Annotated in this window: 16 protein-coding genes; 7 read left to right on the forward strand and 9 right to left on the reverse strand. The window is 51.9% G+C overall.

The window, feature by feature from the left end:
- Window positions 1-109 precede the first annotated feature (109 nt).
- From ACOSDR_RS10650 to ACOSDR_RS10680, 7 genes are all read left to right on the forward strand, one after another.
- The gene (locus ACOSDR_RS10650) at window positions 110-973 is read left to right on the forward strand and encodes an FAD binding domain-containing protein (protein ID WP_420722613.1); all 864 of its coding nucleotides are present in this window, start codon (window positions 110-112) and stop codon (window positions 971-973) included.
- Entirely contained in the window at window positions 970-1458 is a 489-nt protein-coding gene (locus ACOSDR_RS10655; protein WP_420722612.1) for a (2Fe-2S)-binding protein, read from the forward strand. Before ACOSDR_RS10650 ends, ACOSDR_RS10655 begins: the two co-directional genes overlap by 4 nt.
- Entirely contained in the window at window positions 1448-3730 is a 2283-nt protein-coding gene (locus ACOSDR_RS10660) for a xanthine dehydrogenase family protein molybdopterin-binding subunit (protein ID WP_420722611.1), read from the forward strand. The genes ACOSDR_RS10655 and ACOSDR_RS10660 overlap by 11 nt, the downstream gene beginning before the upstream one ends.
- Window positions 3731-3738: 8 nt before the next feature.
- Entirely contained in the window at window positions 3739-3984 is a 246-nt protein-coding gene (locus ACOSDR_RS10665) for a MoaD/ThiS family protein (RefSeq protein ID WP_420722610.1), read from the forward strand.
- A gap of 5 nt (window positions 3985-3989) precedes the next feature.
- A complete protein-coding gene (locus ACOSDR_RS10670) occupies window positions 3990-4679 on the forward strand; it encodes an RluA family pseudouridine synthase (RefSeq protein ID WP_420731207.1) in 690 nt (229 codons plus the stop codon).
- Between the two features lie 221 nt (window positions 4680-4900).
- Entirely contained in the window at window positions 4901-6250 is a 1350-nt protein-coding gene (locus tag ACOSDR_RS10675; RefSeq protein WP_420722608.1) for a hypothetical protein, read from the forward strand.
- A gap of 293 nt (window positions 6251-6543) precedes the next feature.
- Window positions 6544-9957 (forward strand): glycosyltransferase, encoded by a 3414-nt coding sequence (locus ACOSDR_RS10680; RefSeq protein ID WP_420722607.1) that lies wholly within the window; start codon window positions 6544-6546, stop codon window positions 9955-9957.
- An 18-nt stretch (window positions 9958-9975) separates the two neighbouring features.
- Here the strand turns inward: ACOSDR_RS10680 and ACOSDR_RS10685 are convergent, their stop codons facing one another.
- The 9 genes from ACOSDR_RS10685 to ACOSDR_RS10725 form a co-directional block, all read right to left on the reverse strand.
- Window positions 9976-12057, reverse strand: a complete 2082-nt coding sequence (locus ACOSDR_RS10685; protein WP_420722606.1) for an acyltransferase family protein — start codon at window positions 12055-12057, stop codon at window positions 9976-9978.
- 40 nt (window positions 12058-12097) lie between these two features.
- Window positions 12098-13189: a DegT/DnrJ/EryC1/StrS family aminotransferase gene (locus ACOSDR_RS10690; RefSeq protein WP_420731209.1), complete on the reverse strand. Its 1092-nt coding sequence runs from the start codon at window positions 13187-13189 to the stop codon at window positions 12098-12100.
- A gap of 78 nt (window positions 13190-13267) precedes the next feature.
- The gene (locus ACOSDR_RS10695) at window positions 13268-13840 is read right to left on the reverse strand and encodes an acyltransferase (protein ID WP_420722604.1); all 573 of its coding nucleotides are present in this window, start codon (window positions 13838-13840) and stop codon (window positions 13268-13270) included.
- Complete coding sequence (locus ACOSDR_RS10700; RefSeq protein WP_420731210.1) at window positions 13840-15210, reverse strand: glycosyltransferase family 39 protein; 1371 nt, start codon at window positions 15208-15210, stop codon at window positions 13840-13842. Before ACOSDR_RS10700 ends, ACOSDR_RS10695 begins: the two co-directional genes overlap by 1 nt.
- The gene (locus ACOSDR_RS10705) at window positions 15179-16294 is read right to left on the reverse strand and encodes a glycosyltransferase (RefSeq protein ID WP_420731211.1); all 1116 of its coding nucleotides are present in this window, start codon (window positions 16292-16294) and stop codon (window positions 15179-15181) included. Before ACOSDR_RS10705 ends, ACOSDR_RS10700 begins: the two co-directional genes overlap by 32 nt.
- A 148-nt stretch (window positions 16295-16442) precedes the next feature.
- Window positions 16443-17132, reverse strand: coding sequence for a PIG-L deacetylase family protein (locus ACOSDR_RS10710; protein ID WP_420722601.1), 690 nt, complete (start codon window positions 17130-17132; stop codon window positions 16443-16445).
- Window positions 17129-17602 (reverse strand): GNAT family N-acetyltransferase, encoded by a 474-nt coding sequence (locus ACOSDR_RS10715; protein ID WP_420731213.1) that lies wholly within the window; start codon window positions 17600-17602, stop codon window positions 17129-17131. The genes ACOSDR_RS10710 and ACOSDR_RS10715 overlap by 4 nt, the downstream gene beginning before the upstream one ends.
- Window positions 17603-17604: 2 nt before the next feature.
- Complete coding sequence (locus ACOSDR_RS10720) at window positions 17605-19680, reverse strand: aminotransferase class III-fold pyridoxal phosphate-dependent enzyme (protein ID WP_420731215.1); 2076 nt, start codon at window positions 19678-19680, stop codon at window positions 17605-17607.
- Window positions 19677-20720 (reverse strand): ATP-grasp domain-containing protein, encoded by a 1044-nt coding sequence (locus tag ACOSDR_RS10725; protein ID WP_420731216.1) that lies wholly within the window; start codon window positions 20718-20720, stop codon window positions 19677-19679. Before ACOSDR_RS10725 ends, ACOSDR_RS10720 begins: the two co-directional genes overlap by 4 nt.
- Between the last annotated feature and the right edge of the window lie 13 nt (window positions 20721-20733).

A 20733-nucleotide genomic window follows, 5' to 3' on the forward strand; every position in this document is an offset into this window, starting at 1 on the left:
TGACGTGAGAAATCTTCGGGTTGAAAGAAGCCGTCGGACACGACAGACTCCCTCCGATACTGGCGGGACATAAAAATCTCGCCTTCCTTCTTATGCCAGGAGTCCCTGAATGCGGTATGAAAGTCCGACTACAGTACAGGCAGCTGTCTCCTTGCTGGCCGATGCGGCTGGCAAGGCGCATATTTTGGCGGGGGGGACAGATTTGCTGGTTCGCCTGCGGTCCGGATTCATTGAACCCGACTTGATCGTCGACCTGAAGCGGATTGATGCCCTGAAATCAATCACAATGGAAAGCGATGGCCTGCGTGTCGGGGCTGCGGTTCCCAGCGCTATGCTGAATGAACATGCGCAAGCGGTTGCCGGATGGCCAGGCGTGTGTGAAGCCGCCAGCCTGATCGGATCGACGCAGGTTCAGGGTCGCGCGACGATTTCAGGCAATCTGTGCAACGCCTCCCCCGCCGCTGACAGCGTGCCCGCCATGGTCGCCGCCGGGGCTGTCGCCCGCGTCATCGGCCCAAAGGGCACCCGCGATGTTCCGGTTGAAGATATTGCAACGGGTCCTGGTAAAACATCCCTTGGGAAGGGAGAGTTTGTCGATTCCATTCTTTTGCCCAAGCGCGCCCCTGGAACTTCGGACGCCTATTTGCGATTCATTCCACGAACCGAAATGGATATCGCGGTCGTGGGTGTCGGCATCTGCCTGACCGTTGATAAATCAGGCACCTGCACCGCAGCCCGGGTTTCCCTGGGCGCAGTCGCCGCAAAAGTCATGGTGGTGGAGACCGCCGCCAAGGCCCTGATCGGAACCAAGATGGATGACGCCGCGTTGAATGCTCTTGCAGCAGCGTGTTCCGCCGCCGCTACCCCGATTGACGACAAGCGCGGAACCGTTGCGTTCCGTACCGATATTGCAGGCACACTGGCAAAGCGTGCCGCCAAAATCGCGCTAACCCGTGCGGAGAAAAATCTATGAGCCAGCTTCACGTCACCACGACTATCAACGGCGATCAGACAGAATATCTGTGTGACGCAGAAGAAACCCTGTTGGATGTCCTGCGGGACCGGTTACAAATGACCGGATCCAAGGAAGGCTGTGGCACAGGCGATTGCGGTGCCTGCACCATCATTCTGGATGGGCGTCCCGTCTGTTCCTGTCTGGTGCTGGGCGCTGAAGCGCAAGGCCGCAGTGTCGAGACCATCGAAGGCATGGCCGATGGCGAGGACCTGCACCCCTTGCAACGGCATTTCCTGAATGGGGCCGCCCTGCAATGTGGTATCTGTACGCCAGGCATCCTGGTCGCCGCAAAAGCCCTGTTGGCGCAAAACGCCAATCCGTCGGAAACCGAAATTCGCTATTGGTTGGCGGGCAATCTGTGCCGCTGTACCGGGTATGATAAAATCATCCGCGCCGTTCAATCCGCCGCTGCGGAGATGAGAGGAGAGACGCATGCCGCTTGATCGTGATCCTGCCGACCGCACCTATAAAGTCGTTGGTCATCGCCATAACCGCCCGGATGGTATCGACAAGGTAACAGGCCGCGCCAAATTCGGGGCAGATCTGGCCGCGCCGGGCCTGCTGCACGGGAAAATCCTGCGCAGCCCCCATGCCCATGCCCGCATCAAATCTATCGATACCTCCAAGGCGCTTGCCCTGGAAGGCGTAAAGGCCATCGTCACCGCGGCAGATTTCCCGGACCATCCGCAGGTCCTGGAAGATGGTGAACTGACCAATATCCGCTATAACGTCATGGCCCGCGAAAAGGCTCTGTATGATGGCCATGCCGTGGCAGCCGTTGCCGCCAGCAATCCCCGCATCGCCGCCAAGGCGCTGAAACTGATTGAGGTGGATTACGAGGTCCTGCCCCATGTTGTCGATGTTGAATTGGCTATGAAGGATGATGCGCCGATTCTGCACGACCACATCCGCACAGAAGGCGTGGAAGATGCGCCAGACCGCCCGACCAATGTCGCCGAGCGCATTGAATTAGGCTATGGCGATGTCGAGGCAGGCTTTGCCGAGGCTGATGTCGTGATCGAACGTCAGTTCCGCACTGGCGCGGCGCATCAGGGCTATATCGAACCCCATGCCTGTCTGGCCAATATTTCCGGTGATGGGTCAGGCGATCTGTGGTGCTGTACCCAGGGTCAATTCATGGTCCGGGACGTCTGTGCCCAGTTGAACGGCATGGATGTGTCAAAACTGCGCGTTACCCCCTCTGAAATTGGGGGGGGCTTTGGTGGCAAGACAACGGTCTTTATCGAACCTGTCGCGGTCGCCCTGTCCCGTAAGGCCGGAAAACCTGTGAAGATTGTCATGAACCGGGGCGAAGTTTTCCGCGCCACCGGCCCGACAGCCTCCAGCGCAATTTGGGTTAAGATGGGCTGTAAGAAAGACGGCACCATCACCGCAGCTCAAGCTGAATTGAAGTATCAGGGCGGGGCCTTCCCAGGCTCACCCGTTTCGATGGGGGCCATGACGGCCTTTGCCTGCTATCAGCCAAAGACCCTGAAGGCGATTGGGTGGGATGTTGTGACCAACCGTCCGAAGCAAGCGGCCTATCGCGCACCGGGCGCCCCAATGGCGGCCTTTGCCGTGGAAAGTATTGTTGAGGAGCTTGCGCATACAATCGGCATGGACCCGGTTGATTTCCGTTTGAAGAACGCGGCAACATCGGGCAGCAAATCCGCCTACGGCCCGACCTATAGTGATATCGGACTGGTGGAGACGTTGGAGGCTGTGAAAGCGCATCCGAATTACGCCATCAAGCTGGGGCCCAATCAGGGACGTGGCGTTGCCAGCGGCTTCTGGTTCAATTTCGGCGGACAAACGGCGGTCACTCTGAACCTGAACATTGACGGCACCGTCGCTCTGTCAGTCGGCACGCCCGATATCGGGGGCAGCCGGGCGTCCATGTGTGCCATGGCAGCCGAAGAACTGGGCATTCCCTATCATCACGTTCAGACGATCATCGCCGATACCGGGTCCTTGGGCTTTAACGATGTGACCGATGGCAGCCGTGTGACCTTTGCCAGTGGATTGGCGACGATTGAAGCCGCGCGCAATGCAGCAAAGGTTCTGTGCGAACGTGCCGCAAAAATCTGGGGAATACCTGCTGATGCTGTGACCTGGGAAAATGGCTGTGCCGTCCCAGCCGGTCCCAATGCGGGCGAGTTTCCCCCGATGACTATCAAGGAGCTTGCGAAGAAAGCAGGTGAAACAGGTGGCCCGATTGCGGGACATTTTGAGGTCAGCGCCGATGGTGCCGGCCCCAGCTTTGCCACCCATCTGGTGGATGCGGAAGTGGACCGGGAAACCGGGCGCATCACCATCCTGCGCTATCTGATCGTGCAGGATGCCGGAAAGGCCGTCAGTCCCGCCTATGTCGAAGGACAGATGCAGGGCGGCGCTGTTCAGGGCATCGGCTGGGCTCTGAACGAGGAATATATCTATAACGACAAGGGTGTGATGGAAAATCCGGGCTTCCTGGACTATCGCGTGCCGGTCGCCTCGGACCTGCCGATGATCGATACGCAGATCGTGGAAGTTCCCAATCCGGGCCATCCCTATGGCGTGCGGGGCGTTGGAGAAACCTCCATCGTGCCGCCTTTGGGCGCCGTTGCAAACGCGGTGGCCGCTGCGGTTGGGGCGCGACCGGAAGAATTGCCCATGTCGCCACCACGCCTGCTGAAACTGATGAAGGAGCAGGCCCAGCCGCTTGCTGCGGAATAGGAGGCACCATGGCACGGGTCAAACTCTGGGGATCCCTCAGCCGCATGGCCGATGGCCAGAAGGAATTTGAGATCGATGCCCCGAATATTGACCGCATGCTAACTGCCTTGGGCGAAGCGGCCCCAAAGCTGAAACCAATTCTGGCAAAGGGCGTGACCGTCTCAATCGACGGCACGCTCTATCGCCTGGATAAATTCCAAGCAATCCAGCCCGACAGCGAAGTCTATATCCTGCCGAAAATGGCGGGAGGGTAAGCGCCTTGGAAACACCGGAAATACTCTATCGCGACGGGTTGATCCTGGTCGTGAACAAGCCCGCAGGCGTGAATGTCCATGCTGGACCGTCGGGGGGGCCATCCCTGGAGGATACGTTTGATGCCCTGCGCTTTGGCCTGCCCAAGCCGCCCGCCCTGGCCCACAGGTTGGATCGGGACACATCTGGCTGTCTTGTGCTGGGACGGCATGCAAAGGCTCTGCGACGGCTTGGGATCTTGTTTTCAGAAGGGCGAGCAAAAAAGACCTATTGGGCGGTCGTCCGCGGGCAACCGCCCCAGGAAACAGGACGCATTGATTTCCCCTTAACGAAGATTTCCAGTGCCGAGAAAGGCTGGCGCATGGTTGTTGCCAAGGACGGCGAAGGCCAAGAGGCGATCACCGACTATCGCATACTGGGCACCAGCAAGACCGGCCTGACCTGGCTGGAACTCTCCCCCCATACCGGCCGCACCCACCAGATCCGTGTCCACTGTGCGCAATCAGGTTTCCCGATCCTGGGCGACCCCTGGTATGGCACCCCAGAGGATCGCTCAGCCACCTCAGAAATCCCCTTGCATCTGCATGCCCGCGCGATTGAATTGCCGCTCTATCCGAAAAAGCCCCCCATTCGCGTGGAAGCGGACGTGCCAGAGGCAATGAGGGAAGGATTTACATGCTGCCAACAAAACGCCTAAATCTTCAAAGGCACTTCGGTTCCCAAGAGAAGTAAATCCGAGATTTGGCCTCAAAACAGTCTCAGGTCTTGAAGCGCGACAGTGATCTGTTTACAGATACGGCACTCGCTTTGACGCACAATGACACGGTCGACAGGAACATCCTGTCTGCTCAGTTCCGGTCAGAATATGCTTTCGGGCAATAGGGGCAAATTTTAATTTTAAAGTGGATTTCCTAGATCATGAAAAAACGTGTCTATATTGTTCATAGCATCGATACAGAAGGTCCCTTGAATGAATCACTGGCCTCGACCTTTGAACGGCTTGAAGAACTTTTTGGGATCAAAAATCTCCCCAGAACCCGTGACACGCTGGCAAAGCTGCAGGCACGAGAGATTGATCTGGGAAAGGAGCTTACCGCAAAAATTGCGGAAGCACTCAGCGGGCATCGCCTTCGCATCAATGGTACATGGACGGAAGTCCTGGCAATGCTCGACAGAATTATGGATAATCGTTTCCGGCAGAAAATGCCGGATTCCCAGGGTAACGGGTGGGTCTACAACTGGCATTGCCTTGATCTGGTCGGCTACGAAAACAATCCGAGACGGCGCGATTTAGGATATCATAACATATTTGATCGCTATATTGAGGTGATGGGCGAGTATGCGGATTGCCCGGATGGACTTCATTTTCATTTTCACCCAATGTCTATCTATCGTGATGCTCATCGGTGCGCGACCTCCTACATCAACTCCCCGGAACTCTGGCAGATTATTTGCCGCAAAATCCTGGAGCGGAACTGGTTTCCAACGGTCTTTCGCGCCGGGTTCCAGGCAGAGCGTCCCGATAGCCACTGGATACTGGAACAGTGGATTCCGTTTGATTGTTCTAACATGGCAACCGATACGCCGGAAGAATTGGAGCTTTCTGTGGATTTCAGAAAGGGGCGCTCCGGCGACTGGCGGCGGGCGCCAGCGGATTGGTCAGTCTATCATCCCGCCCATGACGACTATCAGACACCGGGGAACTGCCGTCGGGCAATTTCCCGTTCATTGAATGTAATGAGCCGCACCGCCAGCATTGACCAACGCGAAGTCGACAAGGCTTTCGCGCGTGCAGACTCTGGCAAACCAACAATCATGGGCCTGTGCAGCCACGATTTCAGGGATATTGGAATTGAAGTGGATCATGTCCGTGACATGATTGCCAAGGCCGCTGAGAAATACCCGGAAGTCGAATTCGAATACGCCGAGGCACTGCATGCTTTCAGGCAGGTTCTAAACCTGGATATGAGCCAGCCCGCTCTCGATTTCACGATCAAACTTCATGCAAATCCTGAAGATGACGTCCCTTACCTGGAAATCCGCACACGCGCAGGCAAAACATTTGGACCGCAACCTTTCCTGGCGCTGGAAACCAAGGCCAGGCGGTTCATTCATGACAACCTTGATTTTGGAAACGAGCCTGGTGTTTGGTACTATGCGTTTCATGGGGATACCCTGCCGCTCGCCGACGTGCGACGCATCGGTGTTGCCAGCAACGATGCATTAGGAAATACCTGTATTCGGACAATTAATGTTGCCGATTCCTAAGGTTCCTTAAACACAGAATCCAGTTTTCCCCCCGGTGGATTTATAAAAGCCAAGCCCCAAGAACACCTTCAACCAATGCATTGATCGGTTGAACCCCTTTATAACTTGTCTTATTCTAAAACTGTGAGAGGTAGATAATTTCTAAGGTAGCGAGAATTTGTATCTTACTGACGCATATCAAAGATAAAATTCACAGAGCACATAACAGTTTTGAGTCCAGCATCCTGGACAGGAAATGCCGCTACCGTCCCGACATTTTTGCGAATATCCTCCAATAAACAGGTTTCCGAATTATGGCTTTAGGGACAAAGAAAATTAAACTACTCAATTTTCCCAAAAATTTACGGATGATTTTTCCAGCAATCATCAGCATAACATTAATTTTTTATTGTTACAAAATACTCGATTTTCAAAGTTTTATATCTTTTTACAAAGAAATAAGTTTTATTTCTTTTTTTTCCATAATATCATTATTGTGTATTAATATTATTATAGTTACTTTTCGTCTGGACAGACTTTTAAGCCACTTTGGCTACCCAATTGATTTCATAGAGACTCTGAAAGCGTCAGTGAATGGTTTTTTCTCCAGCCTGTTCATATTCTCATTTGTTGGATCAATACTAGGGCGTCAGTTCTTTTTGCATAGGAAGAAAGTCCCTCTCTCGGCATGCACTCTAATATCTACTTATGAGAGAATAATTATTTTCGCGGTCAGTTCAGTGCTTTTTGCACTTGGTGCGGTTTCTTTATTAGATTCAAGCGTGATTTTTAATACACTAAACAAGTTTCCTTTATGGCAGATTTTTTGTGCTTTAACCCTGATTATCATTACTGTTAGTTTTTTTACACGATCACCATTTGAGGCTGCGCTTTGGCGAAAAATCCGAACATTGAAAAACATTGTTCGTATTGGAGAAATATCCCTTCTTTCAGTAATTGCCCAAACACTTGTGTTATTTGCCTATCTTATAGCTGTACTACAAGTCGCCCCCGATGCTTCATTCTTAAAAGTCCTGGCCGCCTCGGCTGTAGTCAGCTTTGCCGCAAGTTTACCCATAAGTATAAACGGATGGGGTGTACGCGAAATCGCGGCAAGTATCGCATTTCAGAAAGTCGGATTAACAGGGACCGAGGCAATCGCAATTTCCGCCTTCATCGGGATATCTTCAACCGCTGTCATTTTAATTTTCTCCGCCTTTCTTCTTCGGCGCGTACAGGACAAGGAAAGGCAATTCTTTGAGGCAAACAAATCTCTCAAATCAAATAATAACTCAATTCTAACAACTGCAGCGGATGATTTTTCAGACCGAACACTCGCCTTAATTCTTCCATCAATCACAACTATCTTGGTCTTCTTTCAGATCCATGCTCAAATTGGATCAGGCTTAATTACCATAAATATTGCTGATGCATTTGCAATTCTTGGTTTGTTTTTGATTCCTATTATATATTTACTATCCAACTCTAAATTTCTAACCCTATCAGGGAATGTAAAAACCTGGCTTATTGCCATGACCTCCTTATTGATCTTCAGCTTCTTACACGGGTGGTATAATTATGGTTTACATAACTGGGCGCTTCAAAACAGACTGATCGGCTGGTTCGTATTATTGGGATATTTCTGTATTGGTGCACTCTTGGTCGAGAAATGGGGCACTCATGGCCTACGCCGAATGGCGGAACTTATCGTTGTCTCTGCAGCCATTATCACCACATTCAATCTGGCGCTTGTATTTATAGAATGGGTGCTGGGAATACCTGTTCTTTTTGAATCAAACTTTGAAGGGTTTTCCGCCAACCGGAACACATTTGCATTTCAGCTGACCCTGGCCCTTGTATGCGCCTTTACGTATTCAGACAGGCGTGGGAATGATTGGGCGGCTGTCTTCTGGACAATCCTTACCGCCGTCCTTTTATATGGTGTGTGGCAAACACAATCCAAAACGGGGATCCTTGTTAACTTTGTTCTGATCGCCACGTGTTTATTTTTTAATATCGGCAGCAGAAAAAGAATTATCCACGCTATTGCACTAGCGATCGCTGCTTACATGAGCATCCGGATGATAGGTTTGCTTTTGAGTCCCACAGCCGAGCTCGCATACCAATCACGAGCCCTGGCACCTAATCTAGAAACTTCAAGTGCAGCCACCTATATCGAAAGGCTGGAAAGCTTCAATCTGGCAATTAAAATCTGGTCAGATAACATTATCTGGGGGACTGGACTTGGTGGATTTCTGAATCATGTCCAGTCCACAGATATTAGCAAAACCCCACTTGTTTTACATTCTACTGTGCTTTGGATTCTTGTTGAGTTCGGTTTGTTTGGACTCCTTGTCACGGCTTCTTTACCCATCTATGGAATTTTTCTGATTGTCCGGCGCAAAGTGAGCTTAAGAGCCCCATCGGTTCGAATTATGCTGGGGGCGTGTTTATGCTTGCTTGCATTTGGTTTGGTCCATGAAATTTCTTTTCAGCGACTGTTTTGGCTCATGCTAGGCGCTTTGATAGGGGCGGCTAGTCTACAGACAAGACGGTATCTTCTTGGACAAAGCGAAGAAAATTCTCTACAGCGTCCTGTTATATTTCATGTAATTAACTCGTTGAATCGTGGTGGCGCAGAATCAATGCTGCTTGCCTTAGCAAATCATCAAAAGTCCGTTTTTCGACCTGTAATCATTTCGCTCATGAAAGAAGGTGCCCTGACAGAGCGTGTCCGGTCGATGGGAGTTGAATGTCATCATCTCAATTTCAGGAGAAACCATCCAGACATATTCGGAATGATAAAGCTAATACACCTTATCAGAACCCTAAAGCCAGCAGTGGTTCAAGGCTGGATGTATCATGGGGACCTGGCAAGCTTCTTGGCTTTGTTCTTCTCTGGTCGCCGCCGATGCACCAAATTGATATGGGGAATACGATGTTCCGACATGGACCTTTCTCAATATCGCCGCGCCTTGTGGTGGGTTATAAAAACATGCGTCTTACTGTCTCGTATTCCTGATTTCATCATCGCCAATTCGCAGGCAGGGGCACGGGTTCACAAGAATTTAGGGTATCGCCCGGAACGAATGGGTGTGATCCACAACGGGATTGATACAAGCGTCTTCTATCCAAGGCCAGAATTGCGTGAGAAAATGCGCCTTGAATTGGGATTACCTCAAGATGCCCGTGTGCTTTTTCACGTCGCCCGCGTCGATCCCATGAAAAACCATGCCGGGCTGTTACAGGCTGTGTCTGAGATACAGGACGTCTGGCTGGTCATGATCGGGAAGGGCACACAGGACCTGCCGCCTCAAGAGCGCGTTATCGCGCTTGGCCAAAGGGCTGATGTAGCTGACTTATTGCAAGCCGGTGATGGGGTGATATCAAGTTCACTCTATGGGGAGGGTTTTTCGAATGCTCTCTCGGAGGGGATGGCGTGCGGGTTAACACCCATTGCCACGGAATCGGGCGATTCCAGCATTATCGTCGGAGAGACAGGGTGGTCCATTCCAACGAATGATCCGGCTGCATTGAAAGCAAGTATTCGTGCTTTCTGCACTCTTCCAGAACAGGAGCTACGGCGAAAGGGAAATGCCGCATATTTAAGAATAATGGAGAATTTCGGACTGCCCGTCATGGCCCGCGCCTATGCCGACCTTTATGGGATTAAGAATCAAGAATCTCAGAAAATATCGCTTACCCAAATCACTGTATCGGAAACCTGATGGAAAACCACAACTGGACTAGTTTCCATCAACGGCGCCTATCTCGCTGAAAAGTTCTGATAGTGAGGGAGCAAGAACTAATTTCGCCCCATAATCAGATAAGTGATCATCATCGTAGTAAAGTGGTCTCTGCCCAATTTGAGCGACGCATCTGTTGGATACATATGTGTCACACAATACTTTCTCGGGACGAATGTATATTAACTTGGATCGGGACGGGGTATTTTCAAAAACATCATTCACAAAGCGATTACGCTTCTTAAAAACCTCATAGGAGATTGAAACAAATTCAGGCACCTTCAAACCAGATAAAACGAATTTTTTGAAATTGTAGTTTGGCACATGCCAGCCAATTTCCGGGACCGGCAAGACCACCCCAATCGGGTGCCCACTGTCTACTAACCGTGCCAAGAACTCATTCAACATATTCCGTTTTATAGTAGCGTCGTTGTTTAGCCCATTCTGATCAAACGTAAGATTCTCTCGATATCGCGGCCCGACCTCGACACCCCCTTCGCCATTATCAAACAGGAGAGTCTCTATCGAATTTTCAATTGGATACAGTTGGAATGACCATCGAACAGAAACGATAGCCATATCTGTTTTTTCTTTAAGGAATAAAAACAATACCTTGTAGACTTCCTGACAGAAGGGGCCAAGTGTTGGCCTTTGATCATCAACAAAACCAGGGATGGGATGACACTGCCCCGCAGCCAAACGAACACCACGCAACTTTCGATCCTTAAGTTCTTGATCTAGGGTCGAGAACAAGGCCTCGGCATGGGAATCGCCAATAAGTGCAACAGTTTTGTTCGCACTCTTATCTCCAAACTCACAGTAACTGAAACGCGTCTCCTTGCCATAGGGATAGTGCCAGTTGTCTTTGCAGGCCGTTTCCATATTTGTTTGCGGCGGTGCGATCTGTTCCTGAACATCCGAAAACCGCGCGGGGAATCCCTTCGCAATATACCCAGTCAATCCAACCACAAATAAAACAGCCCCTGTTACAGCTGATGCGACAAAGACCGTTCGTGTTTTCACCAGGCCTTTCTTCCTGAACGGCGTTTCAACATAGCGCCATGACGCCCATCCCAGGACCAATGCCAAAACACAAAGCCCAACCATCATCCATAGCGATGGTTCATTCAAACTGCGCAAACGGGCAAACGCAAAAACCGGCTGATGCCACAGATACGCGCTGTAGCTAATCAATCCGATACTGACGAATGGCCTGGCGCTCAAACAACGCCCCACCAAGGATGTGCTTGAGGTGCACGCGATAAGCGCAGCGGTACCAAGAACCGGTATGAGTGTGAAAAGGCCCGGCATCGGGGTGGATTCGTCAAATAAGAAAACACTTCCAATAACAGCCAAGAGCCCACAAAACGAGCCGATGGAAGAAAAAGTATTGGACCTGGGGCTGGGTATCCACAGGGCAATCAAGGCACCAACCATCAATTCCCATACGCGACCAAATGTCAAAAAGAACGAATTTGGTAAGAAGTTCAATCTCTCTAGGAATTGATTTTTACCGTCCGATGAAAAATTCAGATCCAAACCAAATACAGCAATGTACAAACTGGCCAGGAAAGCGATCAGAATCCCGACTGTTAGCGCTTTTAAAGATCGCCCCCTTAAGAGCAAAGCCATAAGGATTGGGAAGAACAGATAGTATTGCTCTTCAATGGCTAAGCTCCATGTATGCAGCAAAGGCACAAGTTCCCCGGCTTGCGCGAAATAACCCATTTTCAGATAAAAAAGGATGTTTGAAAGAAACAGCGTTGTTGCCGTTAAATTCTGAGAATGATCCCGTAACTGCTCAGGGGACATCCACATCCAGGCAAACGGTATGGTAACGCCCATAACCAGAAAGAGTGCAGGTATGATACGTCGCACCCGTCGATCATAAAATTTGATCAGCGAAAACTGTGCCGTCCGAATATCTTTCAGAAGTATCGATGTAATCAAATAGCCGCTTATTACGAAAAAAACATCAACACCGACATAGCCACCTGAAAAACCCGAAAATCCGGCATGAAAGAAAATCACGCTCAACACGGCAATGGCCCGCAAGCCATCTATCTCAGGGCGATAATTCATACATAAATCCAATCAATATCGGGATATCGCGATTGCGTGGCTAGGCCTGGACAGCGGCGAGAACGGTTTCGCAGACCGCATTGATCGCCCTATCTGATAAATAGGGATGCATCGGCAAGCTGAGGATTGTTTCGGAAGTGTTTTCGGAAATAGGAAGCGATCCTTCTCCCAAGCCAAACTCACGATAGGCCGTTTGATGATGCATCGGTCGCGGATAATAGATGGCAAAGGGCAATCCCTTATGGCGAAACGCCGCCATAATCGCATCGCGTCGATCAGACCGGATCGAATATTGCGCCCATACGGAGTTCGTCCCGGTCGGGATTTCAGGCGTTATGACATGACCTCTCAGTCTTTCGGTATAGGCGTGCGCGATTCTTCGACGGGCATCGATTTCACCCTGAAAAATCTTCAGCTTCTCCAAAAGAATTGCCGCCTGTATCGTGTCCAGCCTGCTGTTTAATCCCACCCGGACGATATCGTATTTCTCATCCCCCTTTCCATGCGCGCGCAGAGACTGATAGAGCCTGGCCCGCTGCGCATCGTCGGTGAACAAGGCCCCGCCGTCGCCAAAACATCCCAATGGTTTTGCGGGAAAGAAACTGGTCGTTGTGACAGGCGCCAGAACACCGACATTGCGATGCCCCTGAGCGGCTCCAAAGGCTTGCGCGGAATCAGCAATCAGCAACAATCCCTCCTGGTCGCAATAGGGGACAAGCCGCGCATAATCTCCGGGCAGTCCGAACAGGTCCACAGAAATGACCGCGCGGGGGATTAATTTTCCCTCCTTACGAACACGATCAACCGCGTCCTTCAAACTTTCCGGATCCAGGTTAAATGTGGCCGGATCAATATCGCAAAATACCGGTCGCGCACCCAGAACAAGCACCGCTTCCGCCGTCGCCGTGAATGTAAAACCGGGAACAAAGACGGCATCCCCGGGACCAATGCCATCGGCCATCAGGGCGATTTGCAAGGCATCTGTACCATTACCGCACGTCACTGTATGAGGCGCGCCACAAAACTGGGAGAGCGCCTCTTCCAGTTCCACAACTTCTGGGCCCATAATGAACTGACCATGCGCCAAGACATCGGCAATCCGCGCTGAAATCTGCTCACCGATTGACGCCATCTGCGCCTTGAGATCAACCATCTCAACTTTGACCATTAAACACCTGCGCTTGGAAAAATTCGTAAAGAGGTTCTAACGTCACTCACAAAGCGAAAGACCAGAATCGGACAGCTGATATCGCTCGCCGGTTCGCGGGCAGACTAGATTTTCATCCAAACGATCGCCACTGCGACCGACCCATCCCAAGTGTCGGGCTGGATTCCCAACAACCAATGCATGATCCGGGATATCCTTGGTGACAACCGCCCCTGCCCCGATCATTGCATAGCGGCCAATCGTGACACCACAGATGATGGTGGCATTCGCGCCAATTGTCGCCCCCATGCGAACCAGTGTTGGCAGGAATTCATCCTTGCGTTCAACAAATGCACGCGGTGTCAGGACATTGGTGAAAACACAGGATGGGCCGCAAAAAACATCCGCTTCCAGCGTAACACCTTTGTACAATGAGACATTGTTTTGAATCTTGCACCCCGACCCAATGGTAACATTCGGGCCCGCCATAACATTTTGACCAAGAACACTGCCGCGCCCAATGCTGGTATTGGATAAGACATGCACAAAATGCCAGATTTTACAGTCCGCATTAACCACAGCGCCTTCGTCAACGATGGCAGAGGCATGCACAAATGCAGTCGGATCAATACCCATTAGACTCTTACCTCGCGCAACATTCGAAATCTATCCAGACCGCCCAGTATTCCCAAAGCCGTCCAGACAATAAGGACAGGATCAAAGGGCAAGGCGTATTTTGCCCCCAATACCGGGCCGGTCAGCACCAGATAGTAGGCACAATATCCCAGGCCCAACAGGGTCATTTTTGGATACTGACGCCCGGATAGTATAAGTCCCCACACGGCAAACAGGCTGCCAATAGCGACAATTGTAAGAGAGATTATTGTAATCGCTACATACCCGCTGGACTGTCGTTGAACAAAGCTTGTGACGCGATCTATAATGCCGGTACCAGAAGAGTTGGAGAAAGATTCAGACTTCAGGTTTTGGACCACCGGATGCACCATAAGACTGGGCAAGATCAGGTTCATTGCAGCCGCGCGGCCCCAAGTGACGGCTATATCCAACGGCGCAATCTCTGAAAGTTTCTCCCATGCCAAAGCAACACGAATATCAGACTGTTTAAACGCAGCTGTGTTTGGAATATCCGCAGCACGATGGATCGCCTCCTGCTCGAATTCGCTGGCCCATTGGCCCCGGGTTCCTCCCCGACTCTCGGCATAAATCTCCGCCGTAACCCAGTTCAGTAAATGGGTCCCTTGCTGTGCTGTAATGCGATAGGTTCCAAAATTCTGCTCAATTCGTAAAACCTGCGGCATGAGAAACAATGCAGCAAATACAAGTGGCAAAAACCCGACAACGACCGCAAGAAAAGGGGATCGCAGCGTTCCGTACCAGAAGAAATACCCGCACAGAATCACGGATATGACTGGAACTAGGGGCAGTGCCGCCGGTCTGATCGCAAGCGACACTCCAAAGCAGACCGACATCCAGACCGCTTGTTTAACAGACCGTCGCTCCAAAGTGCGTACAAAAAAGAATATTCCCCCAACGCTCGCTGCCAATGCCAGGGAATCTGACAGCAGAAGCGTTGAATGCAGCACCATATTCGGCCACAGAATGGTCAGAATGGCCGCCAAAAGACCAACCCGCCGCCCAATACGGGAGGCAACCGCCCCGATCAGGCACACTGTTACTGAATCGACAAGCGATTGAAAAATAACCGCAGGCAACAAGATACTGCCAAAGACTGACTTCAGTCCGGCCAGGACCAATGTATAGCCATAAACCCGTTCATAATCGGGTACGGGGGCACCTGCAGGGCCGAATAAAAACGCACCCGTTCGAAAAAACCAATCTGCCCTATCAAGATACAGACCTGAATCCGGTGCGGTCACGCCGACACCAATAGCGACCAAAAAAATAATATGTGCCCCGCGGATGATCAGGGCCGCCAAAAATATTTTAATGAAATCATTCCGTGTCAGCACGCCCGTGCCTTTCATGAAGCGCCTTTTCGACCAAAGACATAAACTGCTGTCGCACAACCGCGCCTTCAAAGGCGGCTGGCAACAGGGAGGGGGCCAACTCGTCAGACTTTGACCCTGAAATGGCCGATGTGGAGAGTAAATCCACCAGTTCTTGACTGTTTGGTGCCAGCAACACCGCCCCTTGTGCGGCCTGTTCTTGAATCTCTCCTAACCCGTCCACGCTTTCCAATCCATAAACTGGAACACCACATGCCAACGCCTCCAGCGCGACATTAGGCAGGCCTTCCCAACGTGACATCATGACAAGGCCTCGACTGCGCGCCAGGATTGCCCAGGGATTGTCCTGAAAGCCAATAAATCGCGCTTGGGGGGATACATTCATGCTTTTGGTCAAACTCTCTAACCGACTCCGTTCCGGCCCATCACCAATGAAAAGCACCTTTACCTGCGGCGGACACTCAGACAGGACCTCCAGTAATCGGTCAAAACCCTTTGCTGGCGTCAGCCGCCCGATAGCGACAAACCACCCCTTAGAGAATTCCTCCGATATCGGTTGTATCGCCTGTATTCGAAGTCCGGGTACATCGATGGGATTTACGATCAATTCGACCAACCGGCGCAATCCAGGGCACAGTGCCTCCAACTCATTAGCGACATGGCGGGCATTGCATACGACAAAATCCGCGCGTGGATAAAGCAGACGATAAGCCAGTTTCCCAACACCAATTGGCAACCAGCGCAGCGTGCTATCAACCGTATTGGCTTCACGCACGATTACAGAAGGGGGCTGAGACAAGGTCGCGCAAACGCCCAGCACGGCCAGATTCAGATAACCCATCGTGCTGACCAGAACATCCGGCTTCTCTTTGGAAATACAGTGCCTAAGGCGAAACAGAGCGGTTCTGAGACGGGACGCGCCAAGATCAATCAACCGAACTGATTTTGAGAGGGAGGCACGAAGTGGTCCTTCCCCCGTTAGGACGATAAGAACAACCTGATACTGTTCTGGCTTCAGGCTGTGCAAAAAGTGCAACATAACCCGCTCAGCACCCCCCCCTGCAAAAGAGGGCAGCACAAAAGCGATTTTTCGCGGCGTCATCTATAGAAGTCCCCAAGGCCGATCATTCGCGATTGATCGCAACAAGGAAACCTCCATCTTAATCCGCAGGGACCATGTCCGAAGTGTCCTCTGACAAGACTTTCATTGATAATTTGAATCAGTCCTACGGACACGGATAATCCAGCGTTCATAATGTGATGACTTTACGGACAATACGAAATGCCTCAGCTGCGGAAACACCGCTCTGCGTGCCGCGCAGGGCCGCCTGCGCCCGAATGGCGTCCAGACTTCGGGGATGTGGAAAGTCTCTAAGCTCCTCTTTGTAGCAGGCCATAGCAGCAATCTTCACGTCCAGAGAGGATCCGAGTTCCACATACATGTTTGGCTGAATCTGATCTTCTGGAAGGGCATATTCCGTTGATGACAAAACCTCGCCATGAATAAGTGTCGGCGCGAAGCCAGGCAAGCTTCGGCAGGCTGTTTGGACGGCTTTGGCGGTTATCTGGTGATCCACATTCAGATCCCCCGCATGATGCGTGAAAACCGCATCTGGTTTAACCCCGTCCAGAAAGGCCTCCACCCGGTGAACCACATCCAGCAATGCTACCGTATCCATGCGGTTATCAGGAAAATCTGCGAATTGAAGGTCTCGCACACCCAGCAGGGTGTTAGCGCTTTCCGAGTGTTCCCGCAATTGCGCCAAATCTGAGGGGTCTGCGGCGCCAGAGGTCTGTCGCGCGGCAAGACCGGTTGCAAGTATCAGCACAGAAACGGCCCCACCCTTTGATGAGATGCGATGCATCGTGCCACCAAATCCCAGCACCTCATCGTCCGGATGCGCCGCAATGACGGCAATGTTGGTCAATCCCTCAATCATTTGATATCCCCTATTCGGACGAAAAAGGTGGAATAGTCTGGTCCCGCCTGTTCCATCGTAAAGCCCAGCCGATCAAATAGTTTCAAGGATGCTTGATTCACAGCCTTTACATCAGCCTGCAAGATGGCCGAAGGCTCTCGTAAGGCCAATAGGCCCGCAGCAGTGCGAATTGCATATTGCGCCGCGCCAGATCCACGGCACGCAGCATCTATATAGATATCAATATTCCAGCGCGAGCCATCCGTTTTCTGAAACCGAACCTGACCAACAGGTCTTCCTTCTGCTTCCAGAATCCATAGCAGGCAGGCTTCGCTTTCTAGCGCGCCGGCAAGCCATGCAGAGTGCTGATCCGCCTCTATTGGCTTTGTCGTCTTCAGTTTATGAGCCAGGGAATCTGGTTGGTTAACCCAATCCAGCAATATCCCAGCATCATCCATTGTCGCAGGACGAAGAGAAATGGATGGCGGCATCCCTATTTCCGAACTGAGAATGTGGGCTGAATCATATCGCCTTTCAGGGCCATCCTGGGATCCGGCAGGGCCATATGCTCCTTCACTTGCTCCATAGCCGCCCGCATCCCTTGTTCAACATGCTTTTGGAAGCCGTCATCCTCCTGCGCCAGACACAGATTAAAAGAAGCCCCCAGCAGTAAACCATTTGCGACAAATTCCTGCCGCATCAAACTGGTCAGTAACCCGCCCGAAATCGGTGCCTCAGAAAAACTCAATCGTGGCCACCAATCAATATCGGTGACCTGAACATAGTTATCCATGCCGACATCCCGGAAGATACCATTGGCCATTGTGGCAAAATTAGCTCCGACGGTCTTCAAGCGTGGAATGACATTCTGGCTTTCCAATTTATCAATTGTTGCAATCGCTGCCGCCAGAGAAATCGCCTCCCCCCCAAATGTGCCGGAAAAGAAAATATCCTCCATTAGGTCCATAATATCTGACCGCCCCACGACGGCTGCGATCGGCATCCCGTTGCCCATGGCTTTCCCGACACAGGCCAGGTCCGGCGTGACCCCATACACAGCCTGTGCACCGCCCAGATCCATCCGGAATCCGGTTACGATCTCGTCAAATATCAGCACAACGCCGTACTGTTCCGTCAATGCGCGCACACGCTCCAGAAATCCCGGGGCCGGATTCACTGTTCCAGCCGGTTCCAAAATGACAGCGGCAAATGCATCGGGCTGCCCTTTCAGAATATCCTCCAGCTGATCGGCATCGTTAAAGGCGAAATTCTCTGTCAGATCTTGCACCACTCCGGGCACGCCAAGGCGGCGGGCGGTGGATCCAATATACCAATCATGCCAACCATGATAGCCACCGACAACGACCTTATCGCGACCGGTTTTTGCGCGGGCCAATCTGATCGCCGCTGTTGTCGCATCAGAACCATTTTTACCAAAACGAACCTTTTCGGCACAGGGGATAAGCCGAACCAAGCGTTCCGCCAATTCCATTTCCAGGCGCGTCGGCAATGAGAATGTTGCACCGCGTTCCATCTGGTCCATCATCGCGGCATTCACGTCCGGATCGGCATAGCCCAGAATGACGGGGAGCAAGCCCAGGACAAAATCCGCATAGCGATTGCCGTCAACATCCCAAACCCAGCCGCCCCGACCGCGATCCAAAAACAGGGGCGTCGACCCCTTTACCCATTGCTGGTAACTTTTGGAAAATGTCTGACTGGCCAGCGGTATTGTCTGGCGTGCGCGTTCAAACAGGCGATTGCTTTCCTGGTAACGCCCCCTCGACTCCTGCAGATCAAGGGTAGTTCCCTGATTATGGGGAATGGATCTATTGAAGAAAAACAGCGCTGGATTGGCCGTGCAATAGGCGATCACATCCAACCAGCCGCACTGTTCCGGCAGATCAGAAAACACCCTGCTCAGAAAATCAGCATCCGCTGCCTCATCCAATGTCCACCGCAAATGCCCATAATTCTGTGGCCATATGACTTGCTCCCGTTTGAAATCCCCCGCAGGGAAGCGGTCTTTTAAACGGCCATGAATGTACGGTGTTACATGCTGGCGTAAAAAGGGATCTTGCGCCTTTGACGCGGCCTCATTCAAGGCAGCAACGGTGAAAACCTCTACATCCAGGCCATCAGGAAAGCTGCGGCTTAAAGTATTGGAGACAAAATCCGCATCGGAGGCCCGGAAATGCTGAATGATACTGTCGACAACAACCGGATCAATCAGCGGGCAGTCGCCTGTGACACGGACAATCGCATCGGCACCGCTTTTCTGGGCGACGATGGCGAAACGGGACAAGACATCATTCTCATCGCCACGAAAGACCGGGAAGCCCAGCCCCTCCACCAAAGCAACCAAAGGATCATTCTCACCCTTATCACTGGTTGCCACCCAAATCTCATCAACCTGGTGCGCCCGCGCCAGCCGGCTTAACAAGCGCTCTATTGCCGGCTTACCCGACAGGGGCAAAAGAGATTTACCTGGCAGCCGAGTGGACCCCATCCGTGCCTGAACAATCGCAACAACTTTTCCACGCATTGAGGGCGAAGACGAAGACATCATTGGGCTCCAACCGGGAAAGAACAATCCATATAGGGTACAATCCGCCGACCATCTTCTGGTATCGCAACAGCGCTTGGCACGATCCCGGCTGCCAGATCCATCAGCATTTCATAGAAAGGGATTCCGGCATGGATGGATGCGGCAATGCTGCCGCTTGGGCGGGGATTGAGTTCGATGACAACAGGATTCCCATGCGCATCACTCATCAAGTCAATGTCATACAGCCAGGATAAGTTCAGGGATGCAACCACATCCTGCGCAATCCTGGTCAACGCATCTGTGTCCCGAAAAATACTGCCCCGGAAGGGAATGCCTGATGGATTCAGACGCTCTCTGGGGACCGCCTGTACGAGTTTTCCCTGCCAGGCCAGAACGTCGATATCCAGGGCTGGGAGAAACAGCCGTTCCATCATCATGACTGGCAGTTGTGCATTAACACCCTGGCGATAGGTCTTTTCAAACGTCGCCCAATCGGTATGACATTCCCGCGATCCATAATAATCGACCTGCCCAACAATATCATTCCGGATGACATAAACCTCTCGCCCACCACGCGATTGCATTGGCTTTATGACCAGTTCGGCATTGTCATGCATTGCCTTATCGATATCACGCTGCAGCGAGTCGACCGATTCAACGATATGCCATTTGGGAATCCGAATACCATGCGCCGACAAATGCCGCATCGAGGTGGCCTTGTTGCTCATCGTATGTAAGGACCACAGATCCGCGCAGGCAAGCAAAGCACCCGTTTGCTCAATGGTTTCACGATGTGTCGCCAGGGTGATTGCTTCTTCATCTGACCATGGCAGCACAATAGTCACGCCATACCGCTGGATCAGGGTAACAATCGCCGATACGTAACCTGGATCATTGGCCGGGGGAACAACGCTGAAGTGATCCGCGAAATCCTTGCCAGCCGCCTCAGGCCGCGAGTCGACGGCGACAACCGTCACCGCATGCCGACGACTTTCCCGAAGTAACCGGATGTTCAAGGGGGCCAATGTGCCCCCGGCCGCCGTCACAAGAATGCACGTCATAAAAGGATACCTT

This window comes from Hwanghaeella sp. 1Z406 (assembly GCF_048892425.1).
Taxonomy (GTDB): Bacteria; Pseudomonadota; Alphaproteobacteria; order UBA8366; family Aestuariispiraceae; genus Pacificispira.

Excerpts from the sequence above, each read along its gene's own strand:
- ACOSDR_RS10650 (WP_420722613.1), top strand. The coding sequence starts at position 110 with ATGCGGTATGAAAGTCCGACTACAGTACAGGCAGCTGTCTCCTTGCTG.
- ACOSDR_RS10655 (WP_420722612.1), top strand. The coding sequence starts at position 970 with ATGAGCCAGCTTCACGTCACCACGACTATCAACGGCGATCAGACAGAA.
- ACOSDR_RS10660 (WP_420722611.1), top strand. The coding sequence starts at position 1,448 with ATGCCGCTTGATCGTGATCCTGCCGACCGCACCTATAAAGTCGTTGGT.
- ACOSDR_RS10665 (WP_420722610.1), top strand. The coding sequence starts at position 3,739 with ATGGCACGGGTCAAACTCTGGGGATCCCTCAGCCGCATGGCCGATGGC.
- ACOSDR_RS10675 (WP_420722608.1), top strand. The coding sequence starts at position 4,901 with ATGAAAAAACGTGTCTATATTGTTCATAGCATCGATACAGAAGGTCCC.
- ACOSDR_RS10680 (WP_420722607.1), top strand. The coding sequence starts at position 6,544 with ATGGCTTTAGGGACAAAGAAAATTAAACTACTCAATTTTCCCAAAAAT.
- ACOSDR_RS10685 (WP_420722606.1), bottom strand. The coding sequence starts at position 12,057 with ATGAATTATCGCCCTGAGATAGATGGCTTGCGGGCCATTGCCGTGTTG.
- ACOSDR_RS10690 (WP_420731209.1), bottom strand. The coding sequence starts at position 13,189 with ATGGCGTCAATCGGTGAGCAGATTTCAGCGCGGATTGCCGATGTCTTG.
- ACOSDR_RS10695 (WP_420722604.1), bottom strand. The coding sequence starts at position 13,840 with ATGGGTATTGATCCGACTGCATTTGTGCATGCCTCTGCCATCGTTGAC.
- ACOSDR_RS10700 (WP_420731210.1), bottom strand. The coding sequence starts at position 15,210 with ATGAAAGGCACGGGCGTGCTGACACGGAATGATTTCATTAAAATATTT.
- ACOSDR_RS10705 (WP_420731211.1), bottom strand. The coding sequence starts at position 16,294 with ATGACGCCGCGAAAAATCGCTTTTGTGCTGCCCTCTTTTGCAGGGGGG.
- ACOSDR_RS10710 (WP_420722601.1), bottom strand. The coding sequence starts at position 17,132 with ATGATTGAGGGATTGACCAACATTGCCGTCATTGCGGCGCATCCGGAC.
- ACOSDR_RS10715 (WP_420731213.1), bottom strand. The coding sequence starts at position 17,602 with ATGCCGCCATCCATTTCTCTTCGTCCTGCGACAATGGATGATGCTGGG.
- ACOSDR_RS10720 (WP_420731215.1), bottom strand. The coding sequence starts at position 19,680 with ATGATGTCTTCGTCTTCGCCCTCAATGCGTGGAAAAGTTGTTGCGATT.
- ACOSDR_RS10725 (WP_420731216.1), bottom strand. The coding sequence starts at position 20,720 with ATGACGTGCATTCTTGTGACGGCGGCCGGGGGCACATTGGCCCCCTTG.